Source organism: Streptomyces tamarix (assembly GCF_032423885.1).
Lineage (GTDB): Bacteria > Actinomycetota > Actinomycetes > Streptomycetales > Streptomycetaceae > Streptomyces > Streptomyces tamarix.
The window spans coordinates 220,223-243,132 of sequence record NZ_JAWCTQ010000001.1 but is presented as its reverse complement, the minus strand read 5'-3'; the positions used below and the strand labels follow the sequence as shown (position 1 = coordinate 243,132).

The 22,910-nt window shown below is 74.2% G+C and carries 22 protein-coding genes and 1 pseudogene; 19 read left to right on the top strand and 4 right to left on the bottom strand.

All coding sequences use genetic code 11. The features are described from left to right. The first annotated feature begins 25 nt into the window (after positions 1 to 25). From RND61_RS01055 to RND61_RS00970, 18 genes and pseudogenes are all read left to right on the top strand, one after another. On the top strand, positions 26 to 1,084 hold the full coding sequence (locus RND61_RS01055) for a 3-hydroxyacyl-CoA dehydrogenase NAD-binding domain-containing protein (RefSeq protein WP_315875673.1): 1,059 nt from the start codon (positions 26 to 28) through the stop codon (positions 1,082 to 1,084). Between the two features lie 231 nt (positions 1,085 to 1,315). Beyond that, entirely contained in the window at positions 1,316 to 2,227 is a 912-nt protein-coding gene (locus RND61_RS01050; protein ID WP_315875672.1) for an NADP-dependent oxidoreductase, read from the top strand. Between the two features lie 43 nt (positions 2,228 to 2,270). Beyond that, positions 2,271 to 2,927 carry a DsbA family oxidoreductase gene (locus RND61_RS01045; RefSeq protein WP_315875671.1) on the top strand — a complete coding sequence of 219 codons (657 nt, stop codon included), beginning with the start codon at positions 2,271 to 2,273 and terminating at the stop codon, positions 2,925 to 2,927. 103 nt (positions 2,928 to 3,030) lie between these two features. Continuing rightward, the gene (locus RND61_RS01040) at positions 3,031 to 3,678 is read left to right on the top strand and encodes a hypothetical protein (RefSeq protein ID WP_315875670.1); all 648 of its coding nucleotides are present in this window, start codon (positions 3,031 to 3,033) and stop codon (positions 3,676 to 3,678) included. A gap of 122 nt (positions 3,679 to 3,800) precedes the next feature. Further along, positions 3,801 to 4,937, top strand: a complete 1,137-nt coding sequence (locus RND61_RS01035) for a 3-hydroxyacyl-CoA dehydrogenase NAD-binding domain-containing protein (protein WP_315875669.1) — start codon at positions 3,801 to 3,803, stop codon at positions 4,935 to 4,937. Between the two features lie 25 nt (positions 4,938 to 4,962). Further along, the gene (locus tag RND61_RS01030) at positions 4,963 to 5,688 is read left to right on the top strand and encodes a DsbA family oxidoreductase (protein ID WP_315875668.1); all 726 of its coding nucleotides are present in this window, start codon (positions 4,963 to 4,965) and stop codon (positions 5,686 to 5,688) included. 228 nt (positions 5,689 to 5,916) lie between these two features. Next, positions 5,917 to 6,915, top strand: a complete 999-nt coding sequence (locus tag RND61_RS01025) for a quinone oxidoreductase family protein (protein ID WP_315875667.1) — start codon at positions 5,917 to 5,919, stop codon at positions 6,913 to 6,915. Between the two features lie 118 nt (positions 6,916 to 7,033). Then, the gene (locus RND61_RS01020) at positions 7,034 to 7,630 is read left to right on the top strand and encodes an NADPH-dependent FMN reductase (protein WP_315875666.1); all 597 of its coding nucleotides are present in this window, start codon (positions 7,034 to 7,036) and stop codon (positions 7,628 to 7,630) included. 204 nt (positions 7,631 to 7,834) lie between these two features. Beyond that, positions 7,835 to 9,103 (top strand): beta-ketoacyl-[acyl-carrier-protein] synthase family protein, encoded by a 1,269-nt coding sequence (locus tag RND61_RS01015; protein ID WP_315875665.1) that lies wholly within the window; start codon positions 7,835 to 7,837, stop codon positions 9,101 to 9,103. Next, positions 9,100 to 10,326, top strand: coding sequence for a ketosynthase chain-length factor (locus tag RND61_RS01010; protein WP_315875664.1), 1,227 nt, complete (start codon positions 9,100 to 9,102; stop codon positions 10,324 to 10,326). The genes RND61_RS01015 and RND61_RS01010 overlap by 4 nt, the downstream gene beginning before the upstream one ends. A 53-nt stretch (positions 10,327 to 10,379) precedes the next feature. Then, complete coding sequence (locus tag RND61_RS01005; protein WP_315875663.1) at positions 10,380 to 10,637, top strand: acyl carrier protein; 258 nt, start codon at positions 10,380 to 10,382, stop codon at positions 10,635 to 10,637. A 66-nt stretch (positions 10,638 to 10,703) separates the two neighbouring features. Next, positions 10,704 to 11,660 carry an aromatase/cyclase gene (locus RND61_RS01000; protein WP_315875662.1) on the top strand — a complete coding sequence of 319 codons (957 nt, stop codon included), beginning with the start codon at positions 10,704 to 10,706 and terminating at the stop codon, positions 11,658 to 11,660. A gap of 25 nt (positions 11,661 to 11,685) precedes the next feature. Continuing rightward, a complete protein-coding gene (locus tag RND61_RS00995; RefSeq protein WP_315875661.1) occupies positions 11,686 to 12,123 on the top strand; it encodes a nuclear transport factor 2 family protein in 438 nt (145 codons plus the stop codon). A 601-nt stretch (positions 12,124 to 12,724) separates the two neighbouring features. Then, positions 12,725 to 13,648: an MBL fold metallo-hydrolase gene (locus tag RND61_RS00990; RefSeq protein WP_315875660.1), complete on the top strand. Its 924-nt coding sequence runs from the start codon at positions 12,725 to 12,727 to the stop codon at positions 13,646 to 13,648. 114 nt (positions 13,649 to 13,762) lie between these two features. Beyond that, positions 13,763 to 15,421, top strand: coding sequence for an acyl-CoA carboxylase subunit beta (locus tag RND61_RS00985; protein ID WP_391652621.1), 1,659 nt, complete (start codon positions 13,763 to 13,765; stop codon positions 15,419 to 15,421). 53 nt (positions 15,422 to 15,474) lie between these two features. After that, positions 15,475 to 15,654 (top strand): hypothetical protein, encoded by a 180-nt coding sequence (locus RND61_RS00980; RefSeq protein ID WP_315875659.1) that lies wholly within the window; start codon positions 15,475 to 15,477, stop codon positions 15,652 to 15,654. 172 nt (positions 15,655 to 15,826) lie between these two features. Beyond that, positions 15,827 to 16,051: pseudogene (locus RND61_RS00975) on the top strand (AfsR/SARP family transcriptional regulator); the annotation flags it as partial. Between the two features lie 66 nt (positions 16,052 to 16,117). Then, positions 16,118 to 16,648 carry an AfsR/SARP family transcriptional regulator gene (locus RND61_RS00970; RefSeq protein ID WP_315875874.1) on the top strand — a complete coding sequence of 177 codons (531 nt, stop codon included), beginning with the start codon at positions 16,118 to 16,120 and terminating at the stop codon, positions 16,646 to 16,648. Between the two features lie 91 nt (positions 16,649 to 16,739). Here the strand turns inward: RND61_RS00970 and RND61_RS00965 are convergent, their stop codons facing one another. Genes RND61_RS00965 through RND61_RS00950 form a run of 4 tightly spaced genes read right to left on the bottom strand, consistent with a single transcriptional unit; the run spans position 16,740 to position 21,557 of the window. Then, positions 16,740 to 17,876: a hydrolase gene (locus tag RND61_RS00965; RefSeq protein WP_315875658.1), complete on the bottom strand. Its 1,137-nt coding sequence runs from the start codon at positions 17,874 to 17,876 to the stop codon at positions 16,740 to 16,742. A 41-nt stretch (positions 17,877 to 17,917) separates the two neighbouring features. Beyond that, on the bottom strand, positions 17,918 to 19,216 hold the full coding sequence (rfbH, locus tag RND61_RS00960) for a lipopolysaccharide biosynthesis protein RfbH (protein ID WP_315875657.1): 1,299 nt from the start codon (positions 19,214 to 19,216) through the stop codon (positions 17,918 to 17,920). Continuing rightward, positions 19,213 to 20,250: a Gfo/Idh/MocA family protein gene (locus RND61_RS00955; protein WP_315875656.1), complete on the bottom strand. Its 1,038-nt coding sequence runs from the start codon at positions 20,248 to 20,250 to the stop codon at positions 19,213 to 19,215. The genes rfbH and RND61_RS00955 overlap by 4 nt, the downstream gene beginning before the upstream one ends. Further along, entirely contained in the window at positions 20,247 to 21,557 is a 1,311-nt protein-coding gene (locus tag RND61_RS00950; RefSeq protein ID WP_315875655.1) for an NDP-hexose 2,3-dehydratase family protein, read from the bottom strand. The genes RND61_RS00955 and RND61_RS00950 overlap by 4 nt, the downstream gene beginning before the upstream one ends. Positions 21,558 to 21,751: 194 nt before the next feature. On the opposite strand from RND61_RS00950, the gene RND61_RS00945 reads away from it, so the two are divergent. After that, complete coding sequence (locus RND61_RS00945) at positions 21,752 to 22,903, top strand: nucleotide disphospho-sugar-binding domain-containing protein (RefSeq protein WP_315875654.1); 1,152 nt, start codon at positions 21,752 to 21,754, stop codon at positions 22,901 to 22,903. Positions 22,904 to 22,910 lie beyond the last annotated feature (7 nt).

Here is a 22,910-nt window from a genome sequence, read left to right as displayed (position 1 = left end):
CCCTCCCCGTACCCCAGGAGCACCCGTGAGTGAGACGACGGCAGGCACGGCCGCGGCGGCGGGCGGAGCCGGGCCCGCGCGTACGGCCGCGGTGATCGGCACCGGCACCATCGGCCTCGGCTGGATCGCCCTGTTCGCCGCGGCGGGCATGGCGGTCCGCGTCAACAGCCGCCGCCCCGACGCGGAACGCCACGTGCGCGCGGCCCTCGGCCGGTACGCGGCCACCCTCCCCGGCGGCCCGAGGGACCCGGAGGAGCTGGCGGAGCGGCTGCGGTTCGAGCCGGACGTCGCCCGCGTGGTCGAGGGCGCGGACATCGTGCAGGAGAACGCCCCCGAGGACCTGGCGCTCAAGCGGGACCTCTTCGCGCGCGCCGGCGCCGCGGCCGGTCCCCGCACCCTGCTGCTGTCCTCGACGTCCACGCTGCTGCCCGACGACCTCGGCTCGGCGATGGACGACCCGTCCCGGCTGCTCGTGGCCCACCCCTTCAACCCGCCGCACATCGTGCCGCTGGTCGAGGTGGTCGCGGGGGAGCGGACCGACCCGGCGGCCGTGGACGACGCGGTCGCGTTCTACCGGGGCCTGGGGAAGACGCCGACCGTGCTGCGCAGGCCCGTCCCCGGGTTCGTCGCCAACCGGCTCCAGTCGGCCCTGCTCCGGGAGAGCATCCACCTGGTCCGCGAGGGGGTCGTGTCGGTCGCGGAGCTGGACGAGATCGTGACCGCGTCCATCGGGCCGCGCTGGGCGGCCGTCGGCCCCTTCCGGGCCTTCCACCTCGGCGGCGGGCCGGGCGGACTGCGCCACTGGTTCCAGCACCTCGGCGTCGGCCTGGAGCGCAGTTGGGCGGGGCTGGGCGAACCGCCGGTCGACGAGGCCACGGTCGGCACGGTGATCGCCCAGGCCGACGAGGCGTTCGGCGCCCACTCCTACGAGCGGCTCGCGGCGGACCGCGACACGGTCCAGAACGCCGTCATCGCCGCCGTCGCCCGCGCCCGGGCCACCGGGCCGGGCGCCGCCGGGCCGGACACCGCCGGGCCGGACGCCATCGGGCCGGGCGCCGCCGGGCCGGGCGCCACCGAGGACTGAGCGGACGCCACGGCGCCGGGGCCGCTCGAAGTCTGCTCGAAGACCGCTCGAAGGCCACTCGAAGATCACTTGAAAGTCGCTCGAAGACCGCTCGAAGACCGCTTGGGCCCAACTCCGGCCTCCACGAGCCCGGTTGACCTCAACTGTGGCTGAGGTTGCACGATGGGGTCACGGGCTCGCCGGGGAACCCCGGCGGACCCGTGACCCATACGTGCGAGGAAGGAATCGCCCATGCTGGCAGCAGCCATCCGTACCTTCGGCGGCCCCGAGGTGCTCGAGGTGACGGAGCTCGACACGCCCCGTCCGTCCCCCGGCGAGGTGCGGGTGAGGGTGAAGGCGGCCGGAGCCCAGGCGTACGACTGCGCCGTCCGCGCCGGCTGGAACCCGCCCGGCATGACCCTGGCCTTCCCCCAGGTCCTCGGCAACGACTTCGCCGGCGTCGTCGACGAACTCGGTGAAGGCGTCACCGGGTTCTCCGTGGGCGACGAGGTCCTCGGCTGGGCCGTGCTCTCCTGCTACGCCCAGTACCTCGTGGTCCCGGCCGACCAGGTCGTGCCCAAGCCCGCGAACATGCCGTGGGAGGAGGCCGGCGCGTTCTCCGCCTCCGCGCAGACCGCCCACACCGCCCTCAAGGCCCTGGAGGTCGGCCCCGGCGACACCCTGCTCGTGCACGCCGCCGCCGGCGGCGTCGGCACGATCACCGCCCAGCTCGCCAAGGAGTGGGGCGCCACGGTCATCGGCACCGCCAGCGAGCGCAACCACGACTACCTCCGCTCCCTCGGCGCGATCCCCGTCACCTACGGCGAGGGGCTCGCCGACCGGGTCCGCGCCCTGGCCCCCGAGGGGGTGACCGCCGCCCTCGACTGCATCGGCGGCGAGGCCCTCGACGTCTCCGTCGAACTCGTCAAGGACCGCGCCCGCATCGGCACCCTCGTCGACTTCGCCCGCGTCGAGGAGCTCGGCGTCCGGGCCATCTTCAGCCAGCGGTCCGCCGAGCGCCTGCGCGAACTCACCGAGCTGTACGACCGGAACCGGCTGCGCGTCGAGATCTCCCGGGTCTTCCCCCTGGAAGCCGCCGCCGACGCCCACCGCGAGGTCGAGACCGGGCACGTGCGCGGCAAGGTCGTCCTGTCGATCGACTGACCACCGCGAGCGCCCCCGCCCAACGGCCACCGAGGAGACCCCTGTGAAGATCGAGATTTTCTCCGACATCCTCTGCCCCTGGTGCTACATCGGCAAGCGCCGCATCCACGACGCCCTGGAGCGGTTCGGCCACCGGGACGGGGTCGAGGTCGTCTGGCGCAGCTACGAACTCGGCCCCGAGGCCGAGCGCGAGCCCGGGCCGACGGCCGCGAAGGTCATGGAACAGTGGATGGACCCGGCCGCCGTCCCGGCCCGCGTCGCCCTGATCAAGGGGCACGGCCGCAGGGAGGGCCTGGAGATCAACATGCACCTCTCCACCCCGGTCAACTCCTTCGACGCCCATCGGCTCACCCACCTGGCGGCCGCGCGCGGCGTCACCGGGGAGCTGATGGAACGGCTCTTCCGCGCGTACCACACCGAGGCGCTGAACATCGCCGACCACGACGTGCTGGTGCGCCTGGCCGAGGAGGCGGGCCTCGACGCCGCCGAGGCGCGCGAGGTGCTCGCCGGGGACGCGTACGCCGCCCCCGTCCGCGCCGACGAGCAGCGGGCCCGTGACCTCGGCGTCACCGGTGTGCCGTCCGTCGTGGTCGACGGGCTGCCCCCGGTCTCCGGGGTGATGGACCCCGCCGCACTCGTGGACCACCTCGAACGCGCCAGTTCCCGCGCCGCCGCGCGCGCCGCGACCTCCGCCGGGTAGGGGCGCCGGGCCTGGATGAACTCTCGATCGCGACTCCAGCCGGGGCGGCCAGATTAGGCCAGGCGCGCCCGGAGCGTCCAGGCGCGAAGAACAGGGGAACACAGTGCAGACGAACTGGAAGAAGGCCGCCTCCCTCCTCGCCTCGGTGGGTGTGGCCGTCACGGGGGTCCTGGTGACGAGCGGCTCCGCCACGGCGGCGACGAACGGCACCAAGACCACGACCACGCAGCCGTACGTGTGTCAGACCCGGGTGTCGGGCGGGTGGATCCCGGTCGAGTACTCCCGCGACTTCACCGTGACGGCGCCGGCCACCGTCGCCCCGTACAAGGCGTTCAAGGTCACGTTCGACTCGACGCCGATCAACGCGGTCGCCGCGTACAACAAGACGCTGACCGACGTGAAGATCGCGTACCAGGTGCCGGCGGGCGCCACGGTGGTGGGCTACTGGCTGAGCGGCGGCAGCGCCAACCTCAACGGCAGCCAGTGGGTCGAGCGGAACGGCAACACCCTGGTCGTGCGGGCCGACGGCATGTTCGAGGGCGGGGTGGCGTACGACCTGCCGAACCTGGAGGTCGTCCTGCGCGCCCCCGGATCCGGCACGCTGACCACCACCGCCGGCGGCACCAGCTTCGACGACCCGTCCTTCTACTGGTACCGCCTCCAGCCCACCACCAACGAGTGGGACCCCTTCCAGTGCTACGCCGACCCGGCCAAGCCGGTGGTCTTCTCCACCACCAAGGTCCAGCCCTGACGGGCAGGAACGGACGGTTCCGCACGGCCGCCGGAGCACCGCTCCGGCGGCCGTTGCCGGATGTCCGGACACCCACCGGCGACACCGACCACACCGACCACCCCGACCACGGCAGGTAGGACATGGGCACCGCGACGGAACCCGCCGCCCCGCGCACGATCGCCGTCATCGGGGCCGGCACCATCGGACTGGCCTGGACCACCCTCTTCCTGGCCCACGGACTGCGCGTCCGCGTCCACAGCCGGCGCGCCGGGGCGGACCGGATCGTCGCCGAGGCCCTGGAGGTCCTCGCCCCCGGACTGCCGGGCGGCGGACGCGACCCGCGGGAGCTCGCCCGCCGGCTGGAGGTCGAGCCCGTCCTCGAACGGGCCGTACGGGACGTCGACGTGGTCCAGGAGAACCTGCCCGACGACCTGGAACTCAAGCAGGACCTCTTCCGCCGCGTCGGCGCGGCCGCGCCCCCGACGGCCCTGCTGCTCTCCTCCACCTCCCGGCTGCTGCCCGACGCCATGGGCGCCACGATGGCCGACCCCGGGCGGCTGCTCGTCGGGCACCCCCTCAACCCGCCCCACCTCATCCCCCTCGTGGAGGTCGTCGGCGGCAGCCGGACCGATCCGGCGGCGGTCGAGGCGTGCGTCGCCTTCTACCGGTCGGTGGGCCGGGTCCCGGTCGTGCTGCGCAAGCCGGTGCGGCGGTTCGTCGCCAACCGGCTCCAGGCCGCGATCCTCCGGGAGGGCGTCCACCTCGTCCAGGAGGGCGTCGTCACCATGGCCGAGCTCGACACGGTGGTGACCCAGGGCCTCGGGGTGCGCTGGGCGGCGGTCGGCCTCTTCCAGGCGTTCCACCTCGGCGGCGGCGAGGGTGGCCTGCGCCGCTGGCTGGCGGCGGCCGGGCCCGGCATGGACGACGCCTGGCGGGACCTCGGCCGCCCCCGGATGACGGCGGAGACCATCGACCGGCTCGCCGACCTCGCCGAGGAGACCTACGGGCGGGACGGTTACGCGCGCCGCGTGGCGGACCGCGACGCCCGGCAGAACGCCGTCCTGGAGGCGCTGGCCCGCGTCGGCGCCCCCGACGGGACCGGCGGGGCCGACGGGGCCGGCGTCTCCCACGGGACCGGCGGGGCCGACGGCAGCGAGGACGCGCACGGCGGCGGTGACGACGTACACGACGAGGCCGAAGACGCGCACGCCGGCGGCGAAGACGTACACGACGGCACCGACGGCGTGCGCGACGGACACGACGGCCACAACGGATAGACGGAAACAGGAACAGAGGGAGCCCATGAACACCACCGAGACCGGCGGAACCCGCCACGCGCCCGACACCGGCACCGACACCGTCGACTTCTGGTTCGACCCGCTCTGCCCCTGGGCGTGGATCACCTCGCGCTGGATCACCGAGGTCGCCGAGCACCGCCCGCTCACCGTGCGCTGGCACGAGATGAGCCTCGCCCTGCTCAACAGCGGCTCGGAGATGTCCGAGCAGCGGCGCAGGATGCTGGACGCGTACTGGGGTCCCGTACGCGTGGTGGCGGCGGCGCGGCACGCGCACGGCGACGACGTCGTCGGCCCCCTCTACACCGCCCTGGGCAGCCGCCTGCACGCCCCGGACGGCATCTTCGCCCCCGTGCGCGACGCCACCGAGGACACCTGGCAGCAGGTGATGACCGAGGCGATGAGCGGAACCGGAGCCGTCGTCGAGGCCGCGCTCCGCGACGTCGGCCTCCCCGCCGACCTGGCCGGGGAGGCGGGCTCCGAGCGGTGGGACGAGGCGCTGCGGGCCTCCCACGCCCGGGTGCCGTCCGACGGCCTCGGGCAGGAGCTCATCGGCGTCCCCACCCTCTCCGTCAACGGCCGCGCCGCGCAGTTCGGGCCGGTCCTCAGCGAGATCCCGACCGGCGAGCGCGCCCTGCGCCTGTGGGACGCGCTGCGCACCCTGGCGACCGACCCCGGTTTCTTCGAACTCAAGCAGTGCACGGGCCGCCCGGAGCCCCGCACCGTGCGCTGACCGGACCTCCGGGCCCCGGGTCTTCGGGCCCGGGGTCTTCGAGCCTCCGGGTCTTCGGGCCCCCGGCCCCCGGCCCCCGGGCCCCCCGACCTCTCGGGTATCCGGGTCTTCGGCTCCCCGACCTCTCCGGGCCTCCGCGCGCCCCTCGATCCGTCCCCGAGCTGTCTCCGAGCCGTGCTCAAGCCCGGCTCGCGAGGCTGGTCCCGGCGACGACGACCGGAGGAAATGATGCGCACCATCCGTATCCACGCGTTCGGGGCCCCGGAGGTCATGCGGGTCGAGGAGACACCTGTGCCGAGCCCCGGCCCGGGACAGGTGCTCATCGCCGTGGAGGCGGTGAGCGTGGGGTTCGCCCAGACCCAGATGCGGCGCGACATCTTCCCCGCCCCCATGTGGAAGCCGACGTTCCCCATCGTGCTGGGCGGCGATGTCGTCGGCACGGTCGCCGCCCTGGGCGAGGGGGTGACCGGGATCCGCGAAGGCGACCGCGTGGGCGCCTTCACCCTGCACGGCGCGTACGCCGAATACGTCGCGGTGGACGCGGACACCGTCCTGCCGGTCCCGGCCGACATGGACGCGGCACAGGCCACCGCCCTGCCCGGCTCCGGGCCCATCGCCATGGGCACCCTGGCCACCGCGTCGCTGCGGCAGGGCGAGACCGTCCTGGTGCACGCCGCCTCCGGCGGCATCGGCCACCTCGCCGTCCAGGCGGCCAGGGCGGCCGGCGCCGGCCGGATCATCGCCACCGCCGGCTCCGCCCGCAAGCTCGACTTCGTACGGGAACTGGGCGCCGACGTCCTCGTGGACTACTCCCGCGACGACTGGCCGGACCGGGTGCGGGAGGCCACCGGCGGCCAGGGCGTCGACGTCATCCTCGACAGCGTCGGCGGAGAGGTGCTGCGCACCGGAGTGGGGCTCCTCGCCCCGTTCGGCCGGCTCGTGTTCTACGGCTCCTCCGCCGGCGGCCGTGCCGTCCCCGGCATCTCGCCCATGGAGCTCATCGGCATGCGGTCCCTCACCTGCTTCGCCCTGGGGCAGTGGCGGACGAGCCGCCGCCAGGAGTACCTGGACCACCACGAGAAGCTGGTCCGGTACCTCACCGACGGGACGGTCCGGCACGCGATCCACAGCGCGCTGCCCCTCGAAGAGGCCGCCAAGGCCCACGGGCTCGTCGAGACCCGCGCCCACACCGGCCGCGTGGTCCTGCTGACGGGGCGGGCCGGCTGAGCGGCTCCGCCCGCCGCCCCGCGCCCCTCCCCGCCCCGCACCCCCGCACCCCCGCACGCCCGCGCCCCTCGCCCCCTCGCCTCCGGGACCGGTTCCCCACCTCACGCTAGGAGCACCCATGCCGACCGCCACGCCCACCCGCCTGGCCGTCATCGTCGGCAGCACCCGCGAGGGCCGCTTCGGCCCCGTGGTCGCCGACTGGTTCGTCCGCCGGGCCCGCGCCCGCGGCGATCTCGACGTCGACGTCGTCGACATCGCCGGGGCCCGGCTCCCCGCGGTCCTGGGGGAGGTCGGCGAGGACGGCCGGTACGCCTCGCCCGAAGTGCGCGCCTACGCCGAGCGCATCGCCGGGGCCGACGTCTTCGTCGTCGTCACCCCCGAGTACAACCGCGGCTACCCCGCCGCCCTCAAGCACGCCGTCGACTGCCTCTACGCCGAGTGGCAGGCCAAGCCGGTGGGCTTCGTCGGATACGCCGGCGGCATGTCCGGCGGCATCCGCGCCATCGAGCAGCTCCGGCCGGTCTTCACCGAACTGCACGCGGTGCCGCTGCGCGACAGCGTGAACTTCCCGCACGTGCACACCCGGTTCGGCGACGACGGCGAGCCGCTGGACGCCCAGGAGGTCAACGCGGCGGCGAAGAAGCTGCTCGACCAGCTCATGTGGTGGGCGCAGGCGCTCCGCGAGGCCCGGGCACGGCGGCCGTACGTCGCCTGACCGCGCCACCCGCACCGGCCCCGGGCGCGGTGATCCGGTTTCGAGTCGTGTTCGAGCCCCTGTCCGCAGGGTGAGGAGAGCCGGCGGCGGTGCCCCCACGGGAGTGGCCGGGCGGACCCGCCGGGCAAGACGAAAGGAAAGAGACGCGATGTTCTGCTGCAAGCACGGTGGTCCCCGGGCGGCCGGCAGCGCGGGGAGCCCCCGATGAGCCGCCGCGTGGTGATCACCGGAATCGGGATCCGCGCTCCCGGGGGGTCCGGCGCGAAGGCGTTCTGGGACCTGCTCACCGCCGGGCGCACCGCCACCCGGCGCATCTCCTTCTTCGACGCGGCCCCGTTCCGGTCCCAGGTCGCCGGCGAGGTCGACTTCCGCCCCGAGGACGAGGGACTGACCCCGCGCGAGATCCGCCGCATGGACCGGGCCACCCAGTTCGCGGTCGCCTGCGCCCGGGAGGCGGTCGCCGACAGCGGACTGGAGTTCGGCGGCGTGGATCCGCACCGGATCGGCGTCAGCCTCGGCAGTGCGGTCGCCTCCGCGACCAGCCTGGAGAACGAGTACCTGGTGATGTCCGACCGGGGGCGCGAGTGGCGGGTCGACCCCGGCTACCTGTCGCCGCACATGTTCGACTACCTCAGCCCCGGGGTCATGCCCGCCGAAATCGCGTGGGTGGCCGGCGCCGAGGGCCCGGTGACCATGGTGTCCGACGGCTGCACCTCCGGCCTCGACGCCGTCGGCCACGCGGTGCAGCTCATCCGCGAGGGCGGCGCCGACGTCATGGTCGCCGGTGCCGCCGACACCCCCATCTCCCCGATCGTGGTGGCCTGCTTCGACGCCATCAAGGCCACCACCACCCGCAACGACGACCCCGAGCACGCCTCCCGCCCGTTCGACGCCTCCCGCGACGGCTTCGTCCTCGCCGAGGGCGCCGCCGTGTTCGTCCTGGAGGAGTACGCGACCGCCCGGGCCCGGGGCGCGCAGATCTACGCCGAGATCACCGGTTACGCCACGCGCTGCAACGCGTACCACATGACCGGCCTGAAGCGGGACGGCCGCGAGATGGCCGAGGCGATCCGGGCCGCCCTCGACGAGTCCCGCATCGACCCGACGGTCGTCGACTACGTCAACGCCCACGGCTCCGGCACCAAGCAGAACGACCGGCACGAGACCGCCGCGTTCAAGCGCAGCCTCGGCGACCACGCGTACCGCGTGCCGATCAGCTCCATCAAGTCGATGGTCGGGCACTCCCTCGGCGCGATCGGCTCCCTGGAGATCGCGGCCTGCGCCCTCGCCATCCGGCACAACGTCGTGCCCCCCACGGCCAACCTGCACGTCCCCGACGCCGAGTGCGACCTGGACTACGTGCCGCTGACCGCGCGCGAACAGCGGGTGGACACCGTCCTGACCGTCGGCAGCGGCTTCGGCGGCTTCCAGAGCGCGATGGTCCTGCGCACCCCGGAAGGAGCCGCCGCATGACCGCCAGGACGGTGATCACCGGAATCGGCGTCACGGCCCCCAACGGCCTGGGCACCGAGACCTACTGGAAGTCGGTCCTGTCCGGCCACAGCGGCATCGGCAGGGTCACCCGCTTCGACGTCTCCGGCTACCCGGCCACCCTCGCCGGGCAGATCGACGACTTCGACCCCGCCGAGCACCTGCCGAGCCGACTGCTCCCGCAGACCGACCACTCCACCCAGCTCGCGCTCACCGCCGCGGCCTGGGCCCTCACCGACGCCGCCGTCTCCCCCGGCGACCTGCCCGACTACGACATGGGCGTCATCACCTCCAACGCCCTCGGCGGCTTCGACTTCACCCACCGGGAGTTCGCCAAGCTCTGGAGCAAGGGACCCGAGTTCGTCAGCGTCTACGAGTCCTTCGCCTGGTTCTACGCCGTCAACACCGGCCAGATCTCCATCCGGCACGGCATGCGCGGCCCCAGCGCCGCCCTCGTCGGCGAGCAGGCCGGCGGACTCGACGCCCTCGGCTACGCCCGCCGCGGCATCCGCCGCGGCACCCCCCTGATGATCGCCGGAGGCGTCGACTCCGCCCTCGACCCGTGGGGGTACGTCTCCCAGCTCGCCGACGGCCGCGTCACCCGCGAGACCGACCCCGCCCGGGCCTACCTGCCCTTCGACAGCCTCGCCTCCGGCCACGTGCCCGGCGAGGGCGGCGCGATGCTCGTCCTGGAGGACGAGGACCGCGCCCGCGCCCGCGGAGCCGAGCGGCTGCACGCCGCGCTGACCGGGTACAGCGCCACGTTCGACCCCGCGCCCGGCTCGGGCCGCCCGCCGGGGCTGCGGCGCGCCGCCGAGAACGCGATCGCCGACGCCGGGCTGGGCCCCGCCGACATCGACGCGGTCTTCGCCGACGGCGCCGGGATCCCCGAGCTCGACGCCGCCGAGGCCCGGGCCCTCAGCGGCCTGTTCGGCGCGGGCGGCGTCCCCGTCACCGCGCCCAAGGCGCTCACCGGGCGCCTGTACGCGGGCGGCGGCCCGCTCGACGTGGTCACCGCGGCCCTGTCCATCCGCGACGGCGTCGTACCGCCCACCCCCGGGCTCGGCGGCGTACCCGACGCCTACGGCATCGACGTCGTCCGCGGCGAGCCCCGGGAGCGGCGCGTCCGTCACGTCCTCGTCCTCGCCCGGGGGCGCTGGGGCTTCAACGCGGCCGTGGTGGTCAGCGCCGTCGACGAGCCGTAGACGGCACCGCACCCCCGGCCCCCCTCACCGCACGAACCAAGGAGAGAGAACCCATGGCACAGATCACCGTCGACGACGTCCGCCGCATTCTCGTCGCGTGCGCGGGCGACATGGAAGGCGTCGGCCCCGACACCGACATCACCCACCTCACCTTCGAGGACCTCGGGTACGACTCCCTCGCCCTCATGGAGAGCGCCGCGCAGATCAAGCAGGAGTTCGGCGTGGTCGTGCCGGACGACGAGATCACGAAGGTCACGACGCCCCAGGAACTCGCCAACCTGGTCAACGGCCTCGTGGCCCGCGCCGCCTGACCCGCCCATCCGCCCATCCGCCCGCCCGTCCCTGCCCCGCCCGCCCCGCACGAGGAGCACGCCCGCATGACACCGCGACGGCACCGCACCGAGCACACCCTGGACGTGTCCGCCCGCCCCGAGGTGCTGTACGACCTGGTGGCCGACGTGGCCGCCTGGCCGGCCGTCTTCGGGCCGACCGTGCACGTACAGCACCTGGAGCGCGGCGAGCGCGCCGAACGGTTCCGGATCTGGGCGACCGTGAACGGCGGGGTCTCCGACTGGACCTCGCGGCGCACTCTGGACCCGGAGGGCCTGCGCATCACCTTCCGGCAGGAGCGCAGCCGCCCCCCGATCGCCTCCATGGGCGGCGAGTGGCGCTTCGAGGCCCTGCCCCACGGCGGCACCCGCCTCGTGCTGCTGCACGACTTCGCCGCCGAGGGCGACGACCCGGAGACGGTGAAGTGGATCAACGAGGCGCTGGACCGCAACAGCGCCGAGGAACTGCGGGCCCTGGCACGGGTGGCCGAACTCGGCCACCCCGTGCGGGACATGGTCCTCACCTTCACCGACACCCTCGAATTCCGGGGGGCGGCCCTCGACGCGTACGCCTTCGTGCACCGCGCGGACCTGTGGGCGCAGCGCCTGCCGCACGTCAGCCGCGTCCGCCTGGTCGAGGAGCCGCCCGGCATCCAGGACCTGGAGATGGACACCGTCACGGCGGACGGCTCCGCGCACACGACCCGCTCGGTGCGCGTGTGCGAGGAGCCGTCGTGGATCGCCTACAAGCAGCGGGTCACCCCGCGGCTGTTGCTCGGCCACAGCGGCCTGTGGGAGTTCGCGTCCGGCGAGGGCGGCACCACCGTCGCCACCGCCCGGCACACCGTGGTGCTCGACCCGGCCGCGGTGCCGGAGGTCCTCGGCGCGGACCGCACCCTCGCCGACGCCCGCGCCCACGTCCGTGACGCGCTCGGCCGCAACAGCCTTGCCACCATGCGGCACGCCGCCGCGTTCGCCGAGGCCGGGACCGGCGCCTCGGCCTGACGGCCCCCTACCCGAGGAGACCCCCTTGAGCGTCACCGCCGACCTTTCCTCCCTCACCGAACTCCACTCCCTGGTGCAGCACTTCTACGCCCACCAGATGCACCACCTGGACAACCGCAGGTTCGAGGAGTACGCCGCCACGTTCACCGAGGACGGCGAGTTCCAGCACTCCCCGGGGGTCGAGCCCGCCCGGGGCCGGGCCGGGATCGTCCGCGAACTCGTCGACTTCCACAAGAAGTTCGACGGCGACCCGGTGCGCCGTCGGCACTGGTTCAACCAGATCGCCCTGGACCCGCGCCCCGACGGCACCGTCCACTCCACCGTGTACGCCCTGGTCGTGACCGTACGGCCGGGCGGCAAGCCGGAGATCAGCCCCAGCTGCACGGTCCACGACGTGCTGGTCATCGACGGGGGGAGGCCGGCGCTCAAGTCCCGGACCATCAGCCATGACCAGGTCTTCTGACGCGTCCGGGACGGAGCCGGCCGGTCGGGCGGCCCGGGGGCCCGGGTCGGCCGCCCCCGGCGGGCCGCGCGACGGCGGCCGGTACGGGGCCTAGCCCGCCGGCGCGGCGGCGCGGGCCCACGGGCCGCCGCACCACGGGCCCGGGTCGGCCGCCCCCCGGTGGCACAGGCCGCCCCCGGCGGTACCGGCCGCCCTCGGCGGTACCGGCCGCCCTCGGCGGTACCGGCCGCCCCCGGCCCGGCCGGACGACCCGCCCGACGCGGCGGCCCCGCCACCGCGCGGGCTGCTTGCCGGGCCTCGCCCCTCCGGCCCGGGTCTGCGGGTCCGCACCGGCCGTCCCGACGGCCGGTCGGCCCGCCGGGGCGCGGTGGCCGTGCTGCCGTGCGGGGCAGCCTGCCGGGCCCCATCCCTCGGGCCCGGGCCCACGGGCCGGGGCGGTGGTCGTGCCGGTGTGCGCGGCCGTCCGCCGGGCCCTCTCCCCGGCCCCGCGCCCGCGCCCCCGGCTCACGGCCCCCGGCCCACGGCGCCTGTGCCCCCCCGCGCCCCCGGCCCCGCGCCCCGACCCCCGTACCCGAACGACCCGCACCCCAGGGAGCTGCCCGTGACCCCCCGCCACCCCGCCACCCCGACCCCCCGGCTGCAGGAGGTCGCGGAGGACGTCTTCGCCTACGTGCAGCCCGACGGCGGATGGTGCCTCAACAACGCCGGACTCGTCGTCTCGGACGGCTGCTCGGCGCTGGTCGACACCGCCGCCACCCAAGCCCGGGCGCAGGCCCTCAAGGAGGCCGTCGCCCGGGTGTCGCCGCAGCCGCCGCGCCTGGTGGTCAACACCCACTCGCACGGCGACCACACCTTCGGCAACCACCTGTTCGCCGACGACGCCGTGATCGTCGCCCACGAGGGCGCCCGCGCCGAGATGGAGGCGACCGGCCTCCACCTGACCGGGCTGTGGCCCGACGTCCCGTGGGGCGAGATCACCGTGACCCTCCCGGACCTCACCTTCCGGGACCGGCTCACCCTGCACGTCGGCCGGGTCCGCGCCGAGCTCGTCCACCTGGGCCCGGCGCACACCGCGAGCGACACCGTCGTGTGGCTCCCCGACCGGCGCGTGCTGTACGCCGGGGACCTCGTCATGTCCGGGGCCACCCCGTTCTGCCTGATGGGCTCCGTCGCGGGCACCATCGAGGTGATGGAGCGGCTCCGGGCGTTCGGCGCCGAGACCATCGTGCCCGGGCACGGGCCCGTGGGCGGCCCCGAGCTGCTCGACGTCACCGAGGGCTACCTGCGCCGGGTCCAGGAACTGGCGGCCGAGGGCATCGCGGCCGGGGTCACCCCGCTGGAGGCGGCGCGCGACGCCGACCTCGGAGCGTACGCCGACCTGCTCGACTCCGAGCGGCTCGTCCCCAACCTGCACCGGGCCTACGCCGAGGCGCGGGGCGCGGCACCGGGCGAACCGATGGACGTCGGCCTGCTGTTCTCCGAGATGGTCGCGCACCACGGCGGGCTTCCCGCCTGCCGTGCCTGACCGCGTGGACCGCCGTTCGAGCCCCCTTTTAGCGGCACTCTTCAGCCTTCAGGGGACGGGGCCCGGCATCGCTCCGGTGCGGCAGGGGCCGAACTCCTCTCGGAAAGGGCACGCGTGAGCATCGTCGACGACACCCCACAGACCGACCGGACGGAGCCGGCACCGCCCCGCAGGGCCGCCGCCCGCCCGCCGCGGCCCGCGCCGCCGGAGCCCGGCCCGGCGGGTGACCTGCGGTCGCGCGTGGAGGAGCTGCGGGAGCTGCGCGACCGCGTCCTGGCCGGACCGGGCGACAAGGCCACCGCGGCCCAGCACGCCCGGGGCAAGCTGACGGTCCGCGAGCGCCTGGAGCTCCTCTTCGACAAGGGCACCTTCGTGGAGACCGAGGCGCTGCGCCGCCACCGCGCCACCGGCTTCGGCCTGGAGGACCGCCGGCCGCACACGGACGGCGTCGTCACCGGGTGGGGCGAGGTCGACGGGCGCACGGTCTTCGTGTACGCGCACGACTTCCGGATCTTCGGCGGCGCCCTCGGCGAGGCCCACGCCCAGAAGATCCACAAGATCATGGACCTGGCGCTGGCCGCGGGCGCGCCCGTCGTCGGACTGTGCGACGGGGCGGGCGCCCGCATCCAGGAGGGCGTCACCGCGCTGGCCGGCTACGGCGGCATCTTCCAGCGCAACGTGCGCGGGTCGGGGGTCATCCCCCAGATCAGCGTCATCATGGGCCCGTGCGCGGGCGGCGCGGCGTACTCCCCGGCCCTGACCGACTTCGTCTTCATGGTGCGCGGCACCTCGCAGATGTTCATCACGGGCCCCGACGTCGTCCAGGCCGTCACCGGCGAGCAGATCGGCCACGACGCGCTGGGCGGCGCCGACGTGCACGCGCGGACCTCGGGCGTCGCGGCGTTCGCGTACGACGACGAGGAGAGCTGCCTGGAGGACGTACGGCACCTGCTGGCGTACCTGCCCGCCAACAACCGGGAACTGCCGCCCGCCGAACCCGTCCACGACCCCGTGGACCGGCGCTGCGAAGCGCTGGCGGACCTGGTGCCCGCCGATCCCCAGCGCGCCTACGACATGCGCCACGTCATCGCCGAAATCGCCGACGACGGCGAGTACTTCGAGGTCCACGAGCTGTGGGCGGCCAACGTGGTCTGCGCCCTGGCACGGTTGGGCGGCCAGACCGTGGGCTTCGTGGCCAACCAGCCGCTGGTGACGGCCGGGGTCCTGGACATCGAGGCGTCCGAGAAGGCGGCGCGCTTCGTCCAGTTCTGCGACGCCTTCAACATCCCCCTGGTCACCCTGGTCGACGTGCCCGGCTTCCTGCCCGGCGTCGACCAGGAGCACGGGGGCGTCATCCGGCACGGCGCCAAGCTGCTGTACGCGTACTGCAACGCGACGGTGCCGAGGGTGCAGGTGATCCTGCGCAAGGCGTACGGCGGCGCGTACATCGTCATGGACTCGCGCTCCATCGGCTGCGACGTCTCGCTCGCCTGGCCGACCAACGAGATCGCCGTCATGGGCGCGGAGGGCGCCGCCAACGTCGTCTTCCGCCGCGAGATCGCCGCCTCGCCGGACCCCGAGGAGACCCGGCGCGCCCGCATCGAGGAGTACCGCAGGGAGCTGATGCACCCGTACTACGCGGCCGAGCGCGGGCTCGTCGACGACGTCATCGATCCGGCCGACACGAGGACGGAACTGATCCGCGCCCTGGACATGCTGCGGCACAAGCACGCGCAGCTGCCCGGCCGCAAGCACGGGAACCAGCCCCAGTGAGCGGGACGTGGCGCATCACGCGCGGGTCCCCGGCCCCGGAGGAGACGGCCGCGGTGACCGTGGTGCTGGCAGCGGTCCTGGCCTCCGCCGCGGCGGCGGAGGAGGAGGCGGCGGCGCGGGTACGGCGGACGGGGCGCGCCGGGCGGGCGGGGTGGCCGTCCGCCGCGTCCGCGCACGGGGCGGCGCGCTCCTGGACCACCGCCCCCGGCCCCGGCTGGAAGAATGCGGGATAGGCCGGAGAACGGCCGGATTTCGCACCCCCTGACTCTTTTCACACCCCTTGCCGGAGGGACATGACATTTCCCTCCTGTGAAACCTCGGCTTCGCGCCCGTTGATCTACTGTGGAGTTGTTGGCCAGATAGCTGAAGGGCAAGTCGACTGAACGACACCATGGGGGTGCTCCAATGCGATTCAATCTGATCGGGCCATTCGAAATCATCACGGAAGACGGCCGTTCCCGCCTACCGAGCACGCCGAAAGTGTGCCAGTCGCTGGCACTGCTCCTCACCAGGCCCAACGAGACCGTGAGCTCGGATTCACTGATCCGGGAACTCTGGGGCGAAGCCCCGCCGAAGAGCGCGCTGACGACCCTTCAGACCTACATTTATCACGCGCGTAAACTTTTTGTAAGCGAAGGGATCGTGGCACCCGAACGTACCCTTCTCGTAACCCGCGCGCCTGGATATGTTATTCAGGTGGAGGACGACGAGGTCGACGTCAAGATATTCGAGAACCTCATCGCACGCGGCCAGAAAGCGCTTCAGGACGACGAGCCGGAACGCGCCCTCGGCCTCCTGCGCCGGGCCCTCGCCCTGTGGCGGGGCCCCGCCCTGTCCAACATCCCCGCCGGGGACGTGCTCACCGGCCGCATCGTCCACCTGGAGGAGCTGCGCATCCGGGGCCTCCAACTGCGCATCGAGGCGGAGATCCGGCTCGGCCGGCAGCGCGACGCCATCCCGGAGCTGTCCGAGCTGGTCAACGAGTACCCGCTCAACGAGTGGTTCCACGGCCAGTTGATCTCCGCCCTCAACCACTCGGGCCGCCGCGCCGAGGCGCTCCAGGCCTACCGCACCCTGCACCGCATCCTCGACCGGGAACTGGGCCTGGAACCCTCGCCGGAACTCCAGCGGCTCCAACTGGCGGTGCTGAACCCGCCGTCGTCCCCCCACTCCCCGGTGCGCCGGTTCCCCGTCCAGCGGGACCACCGCACCGCCACCGCCGTGTGAGGAACACCACCGACCCGGCCCCGTGCGCACCGACGGCCACGGCCGGCCCCACACGGGGCCGGCCGTGGCCGTCGGCACGGGGCCGGACCCCTCAGCGGCCCGGCGCCCCGACCAGCCGCGCGTAGGCGCTCGCCGCCGGTGCCCACTGGAGCCCGCTGTGCCCCGCGCCGCAGTTCACGTCGCGCCAGTGCCGCTGCAGCGCCTCCGCCTCGGCCTGGCCCCGGGTGCCGGCGGTGCGCAGCAGCCCGTCCACCACCGCGGCCAGCCGCTCCGCCGCCAGCGCGCAGTCGCGGGCGTTCCTGGCCGTCTCCACCGCGGTGACCCCGCCCCGGTCGACGACCCGGGCCGCCCGGCCGAGCAACAGCTCCACCGCGTCGAGCTCTCCCTCCGCCCGCGCGAGCACCTGCTCGTACGGGCCGGGGTCGGGCCCGCCGGAGATCGCCCCGCCCGGAGCCGCCAGCTTCGCCCCGGTCAGCTCCCGCCACCGCCGCAGCGCGCCGCGGGCCGCGCCCAGGAGGGGCGCCGCCAGCGTCAGCCCGTTGCCGGCCTTCAGCGGCACCCGGTGGCAGGGCGCGGACCCCTCGGACGCCTCGCCCCGGAGCACCACTTCCAGCGGCACCGACCGCTCGTCCGGCACGACGACGTCGTCCAGCACCACCGTGTGGCTGCCGGTGCCCCGCATACCGATCACGAACCACGAATCGACGACGGCGTGGTCGGCGCGGGGCACCGCGAGCACCCGTACGGCCGTCCGCCCCGCCTCCTCCGTCCGTGCCGCGACCAGCGTCCAGTCGGCGAAGTCGACCCCGCTGACGTACGCCCACTCGCCCCGGACCCGCCAGCCGCCCGGGACCCGCTGTGCCGTCCCCGCCGGCATCAGCCCGGCGACCACCACCGTGCCGGCGCCCTTCTCCCAGACGGCCGCCCGGCCCTCCGCGGGCAGGTGCGCCGTCATCCGGCCCGCGCTCGCGGTGACCGAGGCGACCCACGCCGCCGACGCGCACTCCTCGCCGAGCACGGCGACGGCCTCCAGCAGCCCGGTGAACGTGCCGGGGGAGCGGCCCGGCAGGTCCGGGGCGAAGTGGTGCGGGAAGCCGGCGGCGATCAACGCCTCCGCCACCGCGGGGTGCAGCCGGCGCCGCTCCTCGGCGGTCGCGGCGTGCGCGGCGGCGAGCGGCGCCACGTCGCGGGCCGCCGAGGCCAGGGACGACTGGTGTGCGTGGGGCATGGTGAACCTTCCTGCCGCGTCGCCGCGGCCCGGCACGGACGTCAGGAGTTCTTCACCGCGTAGTCGCGGACGGACTCGGCGATGTAGCGGACCATCTCCTCGGTCAGGCCCGGGTAGACCCCGACCCAGAAGGTGTGCCCGGCGACGATGTCGCTGTTGGCGAGCGAACCGCTGATGCGGTGCGGCCGGTCGAGGTACGCCGGGTGACGGGTGAGGTTCCCGGCGAAGAAACGACGGGTGCCGATCTTCCGGCCCTCCAGGAAGGCCACGAGCCCCTCGCGGGTGTAGCCGGCGTCGGGCTTGACGGTCAGCGCGAAGCCGAACCAGCTCGGATCGCTGTCCTCGGTGGCGCGCGGCAGGATCAGCCCCGGCACGCCGTCCAGCGCCTCCCGCAGGAACCGCCAGTTGGCGCGGCGGGCCGCCCCGAACGCGTCGAGCTTGCCGAGCTGGCTCAGCCCCAGGGCGGCCTGGAGGTCGGTGGACTTCAGGTTGTAACCGACGTGCGAGAAGATGTACTTGTGGTCGTAGCCGTGCGGCAGCGTGCCCATCTGGTAGTCGAACCGCTTGAAGCAGCGGTTGTCCTCGCCCGGCTCGCACCAGCAGTCCCGGCCCCAGTCGCGCATCGACTCCACGATCCGCGCCAGGACCAGGTTGTCCGTCAGCACGCAGCCGCCCTCGCCCATCGCGATGTGGTGGGCCGGGTAGAAGCTCGTGGTCGCGATGTCGCCGAAGGTGCCGGTGAGCCGGCCGCGGTAGGTCGAGCCCACCGCGTCGCAGTTGTCCTCGATGAGGAACAGGTCGTGCTCCTCGGCGATCCGGGCGACCTCCTCGACGGCGAACGGATTGCCGAGCGCGTGCGCGACCATGATCGCCCTGGTGCGGGGCCCGACGGCCTCCGCGATCCGTTCGGCCGTGGCGTTGTAGGTGCCCAGCTCCACGTCGACGAAGACCGGCACCAGGCCGTTCTGGATGATGGGGTTGACGGTGGTCGGGAAGCCGGCCGCGACCGTGATCACCTCGTCGCCGGGCCGCAGCCTGCGGTCCTCCAACTGCGGCGAGGTGAACGCCGACAGCGCCAACAGGTTGGCCGAGGAACCGGAGTTGGCCAGGTGCGCCTTGCGCAGCCGGAAGTAGCGGGCGAACTCCCGCTCGAACCGCCGCGAACTGACGCCGGCCGCGATCCGCATGTCCAGCGCGGCCTCCACCAGCGCGACCCGGTCCTCCGCGTCGAACACCGCGCCCGAGGGCCACACCGCGGTCCGGCCCGGCTCGAACTCCTTCTCGTCCGAGCCGTGGTACTCGCGCACCTGCTCCAGGATGCGGGCCTTGGCGTCCTTCATCGGTCCTCGCCTTCCACGGCGTCTCGCGCCGGTCGTGGAGCCGGCCGCACGCCGCGGGTCCCGCTCCGATGGACATCTGCGATCAGCTCCGCCTGCCGGACGATCGCCTCACCGGCCGTGCCGGCTCCCGCCGCGACGGCCCGTACGAAGGCGTCGAGGGTGCCCGCGCACTGGTCGAACGGCTCCAGCTCCAGCCGCTCCGTGCCGTCGCTCCGCTCCACCACCAGCACGGGCCGGTGGTCCGCCGGCGGGGTGAAGGCCCGGTCCACGGTGAGCCGCCCGGCGCTGCCCACCACCTCGTACCGGGACGTGTAGTGGTGCTCCATGCCGAAGTACACCTGTGCGGTCACCCCGCCGGGCCCGGCCAGCAGGGCGGTGCCGGACACGTCCACCCCCCGGTCCCCGTCGGTCCGCAGGGTCGCGCCGACGACCTCCAGCCCGTCCCCGAGCAGGAACCGGGCGGCGTGCAGCGGGTACGACCCGACGTCGAAGAGGGCGCCGCCCCCGAGCTCCGGCCGGTAGCGGATGTCGTGTGCCGGCCGGGGCGGGATCGCGAACGCCGCGACCACGGTCCGGACCTCCCCGATGGCGCCCTCCCGGAGCAGCCGCCGCGCGTGGTGGTGCTGGGGGTGGTGGACGAACATGACGTTCTCCCTCAGCACCAGCCCCGCCGCGCGGGCCGCGCCGACGAGCCGCGCCGTGTCCGCCACGCACGTCGTCAGCGGCTTCTCCGCCAGCACGTGCTTGCCGGCCGCCAGTGCCTTCTCCACCCACGGGGCGTGCAGCGCGGCCGGCAGCGGGACGTACACGGCGTCGACGTCCGGGCGGGCGAGCAGCGCGTCGTACCCCTCCAGGGGGTCACCGCCGAACCGGTCGGTGACCTGCGCTGCCCGGGCACCGCTCCGGCTGGCCACCGCCGCCAGGGTCACCCCCGGCACGGTGGCCAGGGCCGGCAGCACCCGCCGGACCGCGATGTCGGCGCACCCCAGCACCCCCAGGCGCACCGGCCGGCCGGCCACGGGTGTCGCGCTCACCGCAGGTACCTCAGGCACGTCAGCAGGTTCCGGGCCTCGACGTTCACGTAGCCGCTGTGCCGCACCAGGGCGCCGAGCTGCTCGGGCGTCATCCAGACGAAGTCGTCGCCCGGGTCGAGGGGGACGTCGTCCCCCGCCTCCACGACCAGGTAGCGGTTCTCGGCGTGGTGGAACCGGCCGCCCTCCTCGGAGTGGACGACGTCCAGCGTGACGCGGGACGGCGCGGCCCCCAGCACCTCGTCGAGGAAGCGCGGCCGCAGCTCGGCGGGGAGGTGCCGGTAGTTCTCCGGGGCGCACTGCACGGTCGGGCCGATCTCCAGCACGTCGCGGGAGCCGGCTTCCGTCCGGGCCTGGACCAGCACGTGCGGCACGCCGTCCACGGCGCGGGTGAGGAACGCGACCACGCCGCGGGAGGCGGGGGCGAGCATCGGCTGCGACCAGCGGCTCACCTCGCGCCCCTCCGCCTCCACGTCCACGCCGACCACCGAGAAGTAGAGGCCCTCCTCGTGCTCCACGCGCTCGCCGCCCACGGACCAGCCCTCGACCTTGGACAGGGGCACGCGGCGCCGCTCCAGTCGGCGCCCGACCTTCGCCTCGGTGAACCAACTGAGCAGCTCCGCCATCCGGTGCAGCCCGCGGTCCTCGGCCCCGCCGCCGCCGAACCTCCCCCCGTACGTCCCGGGGAGGCCGGACAGCACGGTCCGGGTGTCCATGTTGACCAGGTTCTCCACGCTCAGCAGGTCGCCGATCTGCTCCAGCGTCAGCCAGCAGAAGTCGTCCCGGAGCGGTACGTCCTCCGTCGTCTCGACGACCATGTTGCGGTTCCGCTTCCCCAGGAACCACGAGCCCTGCTCGGACTGGAGGGAGTCGAAGACGACACGGCCGCGGCGCGGTGCGAGGAAGTGGTCCAGGTACGGGACGGCGCCGCCGCGGTGCACCCGGGTGAAGTTGCTCCGGGTCGCCTGCACGGTCGGCGAGAGCTGGAGCAGGTTGATGTTCCCCGGCTCCATCTTGGCCTGGAGCAGGAAGTGGGGGACGCCCCCGAACTCCTTGACCAGGATGCCCAGGATGCCGGACTCCGGCTGCACGATGATCGGCTGCTGCCAGGAGTCGACCTCCCGGTGGTCGGTGTCCACCTGGAGCCCCTCGACGGTGAAGAACCGTCCGCTGGCGTGCCGGAGGTCGCCCGTGGCCGGGTCGAAGGACCAGCCGTCGAGCCGGTCCAGCGGCGTGAGGGTGACCACGTGCCGCTGGGCCCGCCGGCGTTCGGCGTACCAGCCGTGGACTTCGGACGTGTGCCGGAACACGGCGGCCTCCTCGTAGGTGGGGTGCGTTCTCGTGGAGGGGAGGCCGGACGGCGGCTCGCGGTGGTCCCCTCGGTCCCGCCCAGCGTTCGCCACGCCCTTCGAGAACCGCTCGAAGGTCCGTGAGTCCGGACCGCGCGCCCCCGTGGGGGAGCGCCTTCGAGCGAGGCTCGAAGGGCGGACCCGACGATGCGGCCATGAAGATTCTTTTCGTGGGGGGAAACGGTGCCGGGACGATCTTCCCGGACATCCCGCTGGCCCAGGCGGCCCGGAACGCGGGCCATGAAGTGATCATGACGGGCCCCGAGGTGACCATGTCGGCCATCCTCGGCTCGGGCATTCCCGCGGTCTCCGTCACCGAGCGCACGATCCAGGACTGCCGGGTGAACCGGGAGGGCGTCCTCGTGCCGACACCGGCCCGCGGCCCGGAGCGCAACATCGCCATCGGGCGCATGTTCGGGCGGCTCGCGGCGCACTCGTTCGACGCCCTGATCGACCTGGTGGAGCAGTGGCGCCCCGACCTGGTGGTCAGCAACGTCCTCGCGTACGCCGGTCCGCTCGTCGCCCACCACGCCGGCGTCCCCTGGGTGCGGTTCGCCACCGACATCGCCGAGCCCCTCGACATCGACCTCGCGGCCGCCGCCGAACTGGCTCCCGAGATGGAGCGCCTCGGCCTGCACGGGACGCCGCCGCCCGCGTTCTCCGTCACCCTCATGCCGGAGAGCGTGCGTCCCCCCACCGCCCCCGTGGCCCTGCCGCTGCGCCACATCCCGTGCAGCACGCAGAGCGCCCTCGAACCCTGGATGTACACCAAGGGGGACCGGCCCCGCGTCCTGGTGAGCGCGGGCAGCAGGGTCACCCCCGACGACGACTTCGACCTGCTCAACGGCCTGGTCGAGAAGGTGGCGCCGCTCGACATCGAGCTGCTGATCGCCACCCCCGACGACGTCGCGGCCCGGCTGGAGCTCCCCGAGGGCGCGCGGGCCGGCTGGCTGCCCGTGGACGTCCTCGCCCCCACCTGCGACGTGATGGTCCACCACGCGGGCGGCAACATCACCCTCACCTGCCTGGCCAACGGAGTGCCGCAGGTGTTCGTCCCGTACCTGCCGGGCCTGGAGGAGCACAGCGCGCGCATCGCCGACCAGGGCGCCGCGCGGCTGATCGACCCCGACGACGACAGCGCGGCCAACATCGCCGGCGCCGTCCGCGACCTGCTGGAGGACCCGTCGTACCGGACCGCGGCCCTGCGGCTGCGCGACGAGGTGGAGCGGATGCCCGTCCCCGCCCAGGTGGTGCGCGACCTGGAGCGGGTGGTCGCCGCCCACCGGGAATCCACGGCCGCGAAGTGAGGTGGCC

Coding starts and splice junctions, on each gene's coding strand:
- RND61_RS01025 (WP_315875667.1), top strand. CDS start 5,917: ATGCGCACCATCCGTATCCACGCGTTCGGGGCCCCGGAGGTCATGCGG.
- rfbH (WP_315875657.1), bottom strand. CDS start 19,216: ATGAAGGACGCCAAGGCCCGCATCCTGGAGCAGGTGCGCGAGTACCAC.
- RND61_RS01035 (WP_315875669.1), top strand. CDS start 3,801: ATGGGCACCGCGACGGAACCCGCCGCCCCGCGCACGATCGCCGTCATC.
- RND61_RS01015 (WP_315875665.1), top strand. CDS start 7,835: ATGAGCCGCCGCGTGGTGATCACCGGAATCGGGATCCGCGCTCCCGGG.
- RND61_RS01020 (WP_315875666.1), top strand. CDS start 7,034: ATGCCGACCGCCACGCCCACCCGCCTGGCCGTCATCGTCGGCAGCACC.
- RND61_RS01000 (WP_315875662.1), top strand. CDS start 10,704: ATGACACCGCGACGGCACCGCACCGAGCACACCCTGGACGTGTCCGCC.
- RND61_RS01010 (WP_315875664.1), top strand. CDS start 9,100: ATGACCGCCAGGACGGTGATCACCGGAATCGGCGTCACGGCCCCCAAC.
- RND61_RS01005 (WP_315875663.1), top strand. CDS start 10,380: ATGGCACAGATCACCGTCGACGACGTCCGCCGCATTCTCGTCGCGTGC.
- RND61_RS01050 (WP_315875672.1), top strand. CDS start 1,316: ATGCTGGCAGCAGCCATCCGTACCTTCGGCGGCCCCGAGGTGCTCGAG.
- RND61_RS01030 (WP_315875668.1), top strand. CDS start 4,963: ATGAACACCACCGAGACCGGCGGAACCCGCCACGCGCCCGACACCGGC.
- RND61_RS00965 (WP_315875658.1), bottom strand. CDS start 17,876: ATGCCCCACGCACACCAGTCGTCCCTGGCCTCGGCGGCCCGCGACGTG.
- RND61_RS00945 (WP_315875654.1), top strand. CDS start 21,752: ATGAAGATTCTTTTCGTGGGGGGAAACGGTGCCGGGACGATCTTCCCG.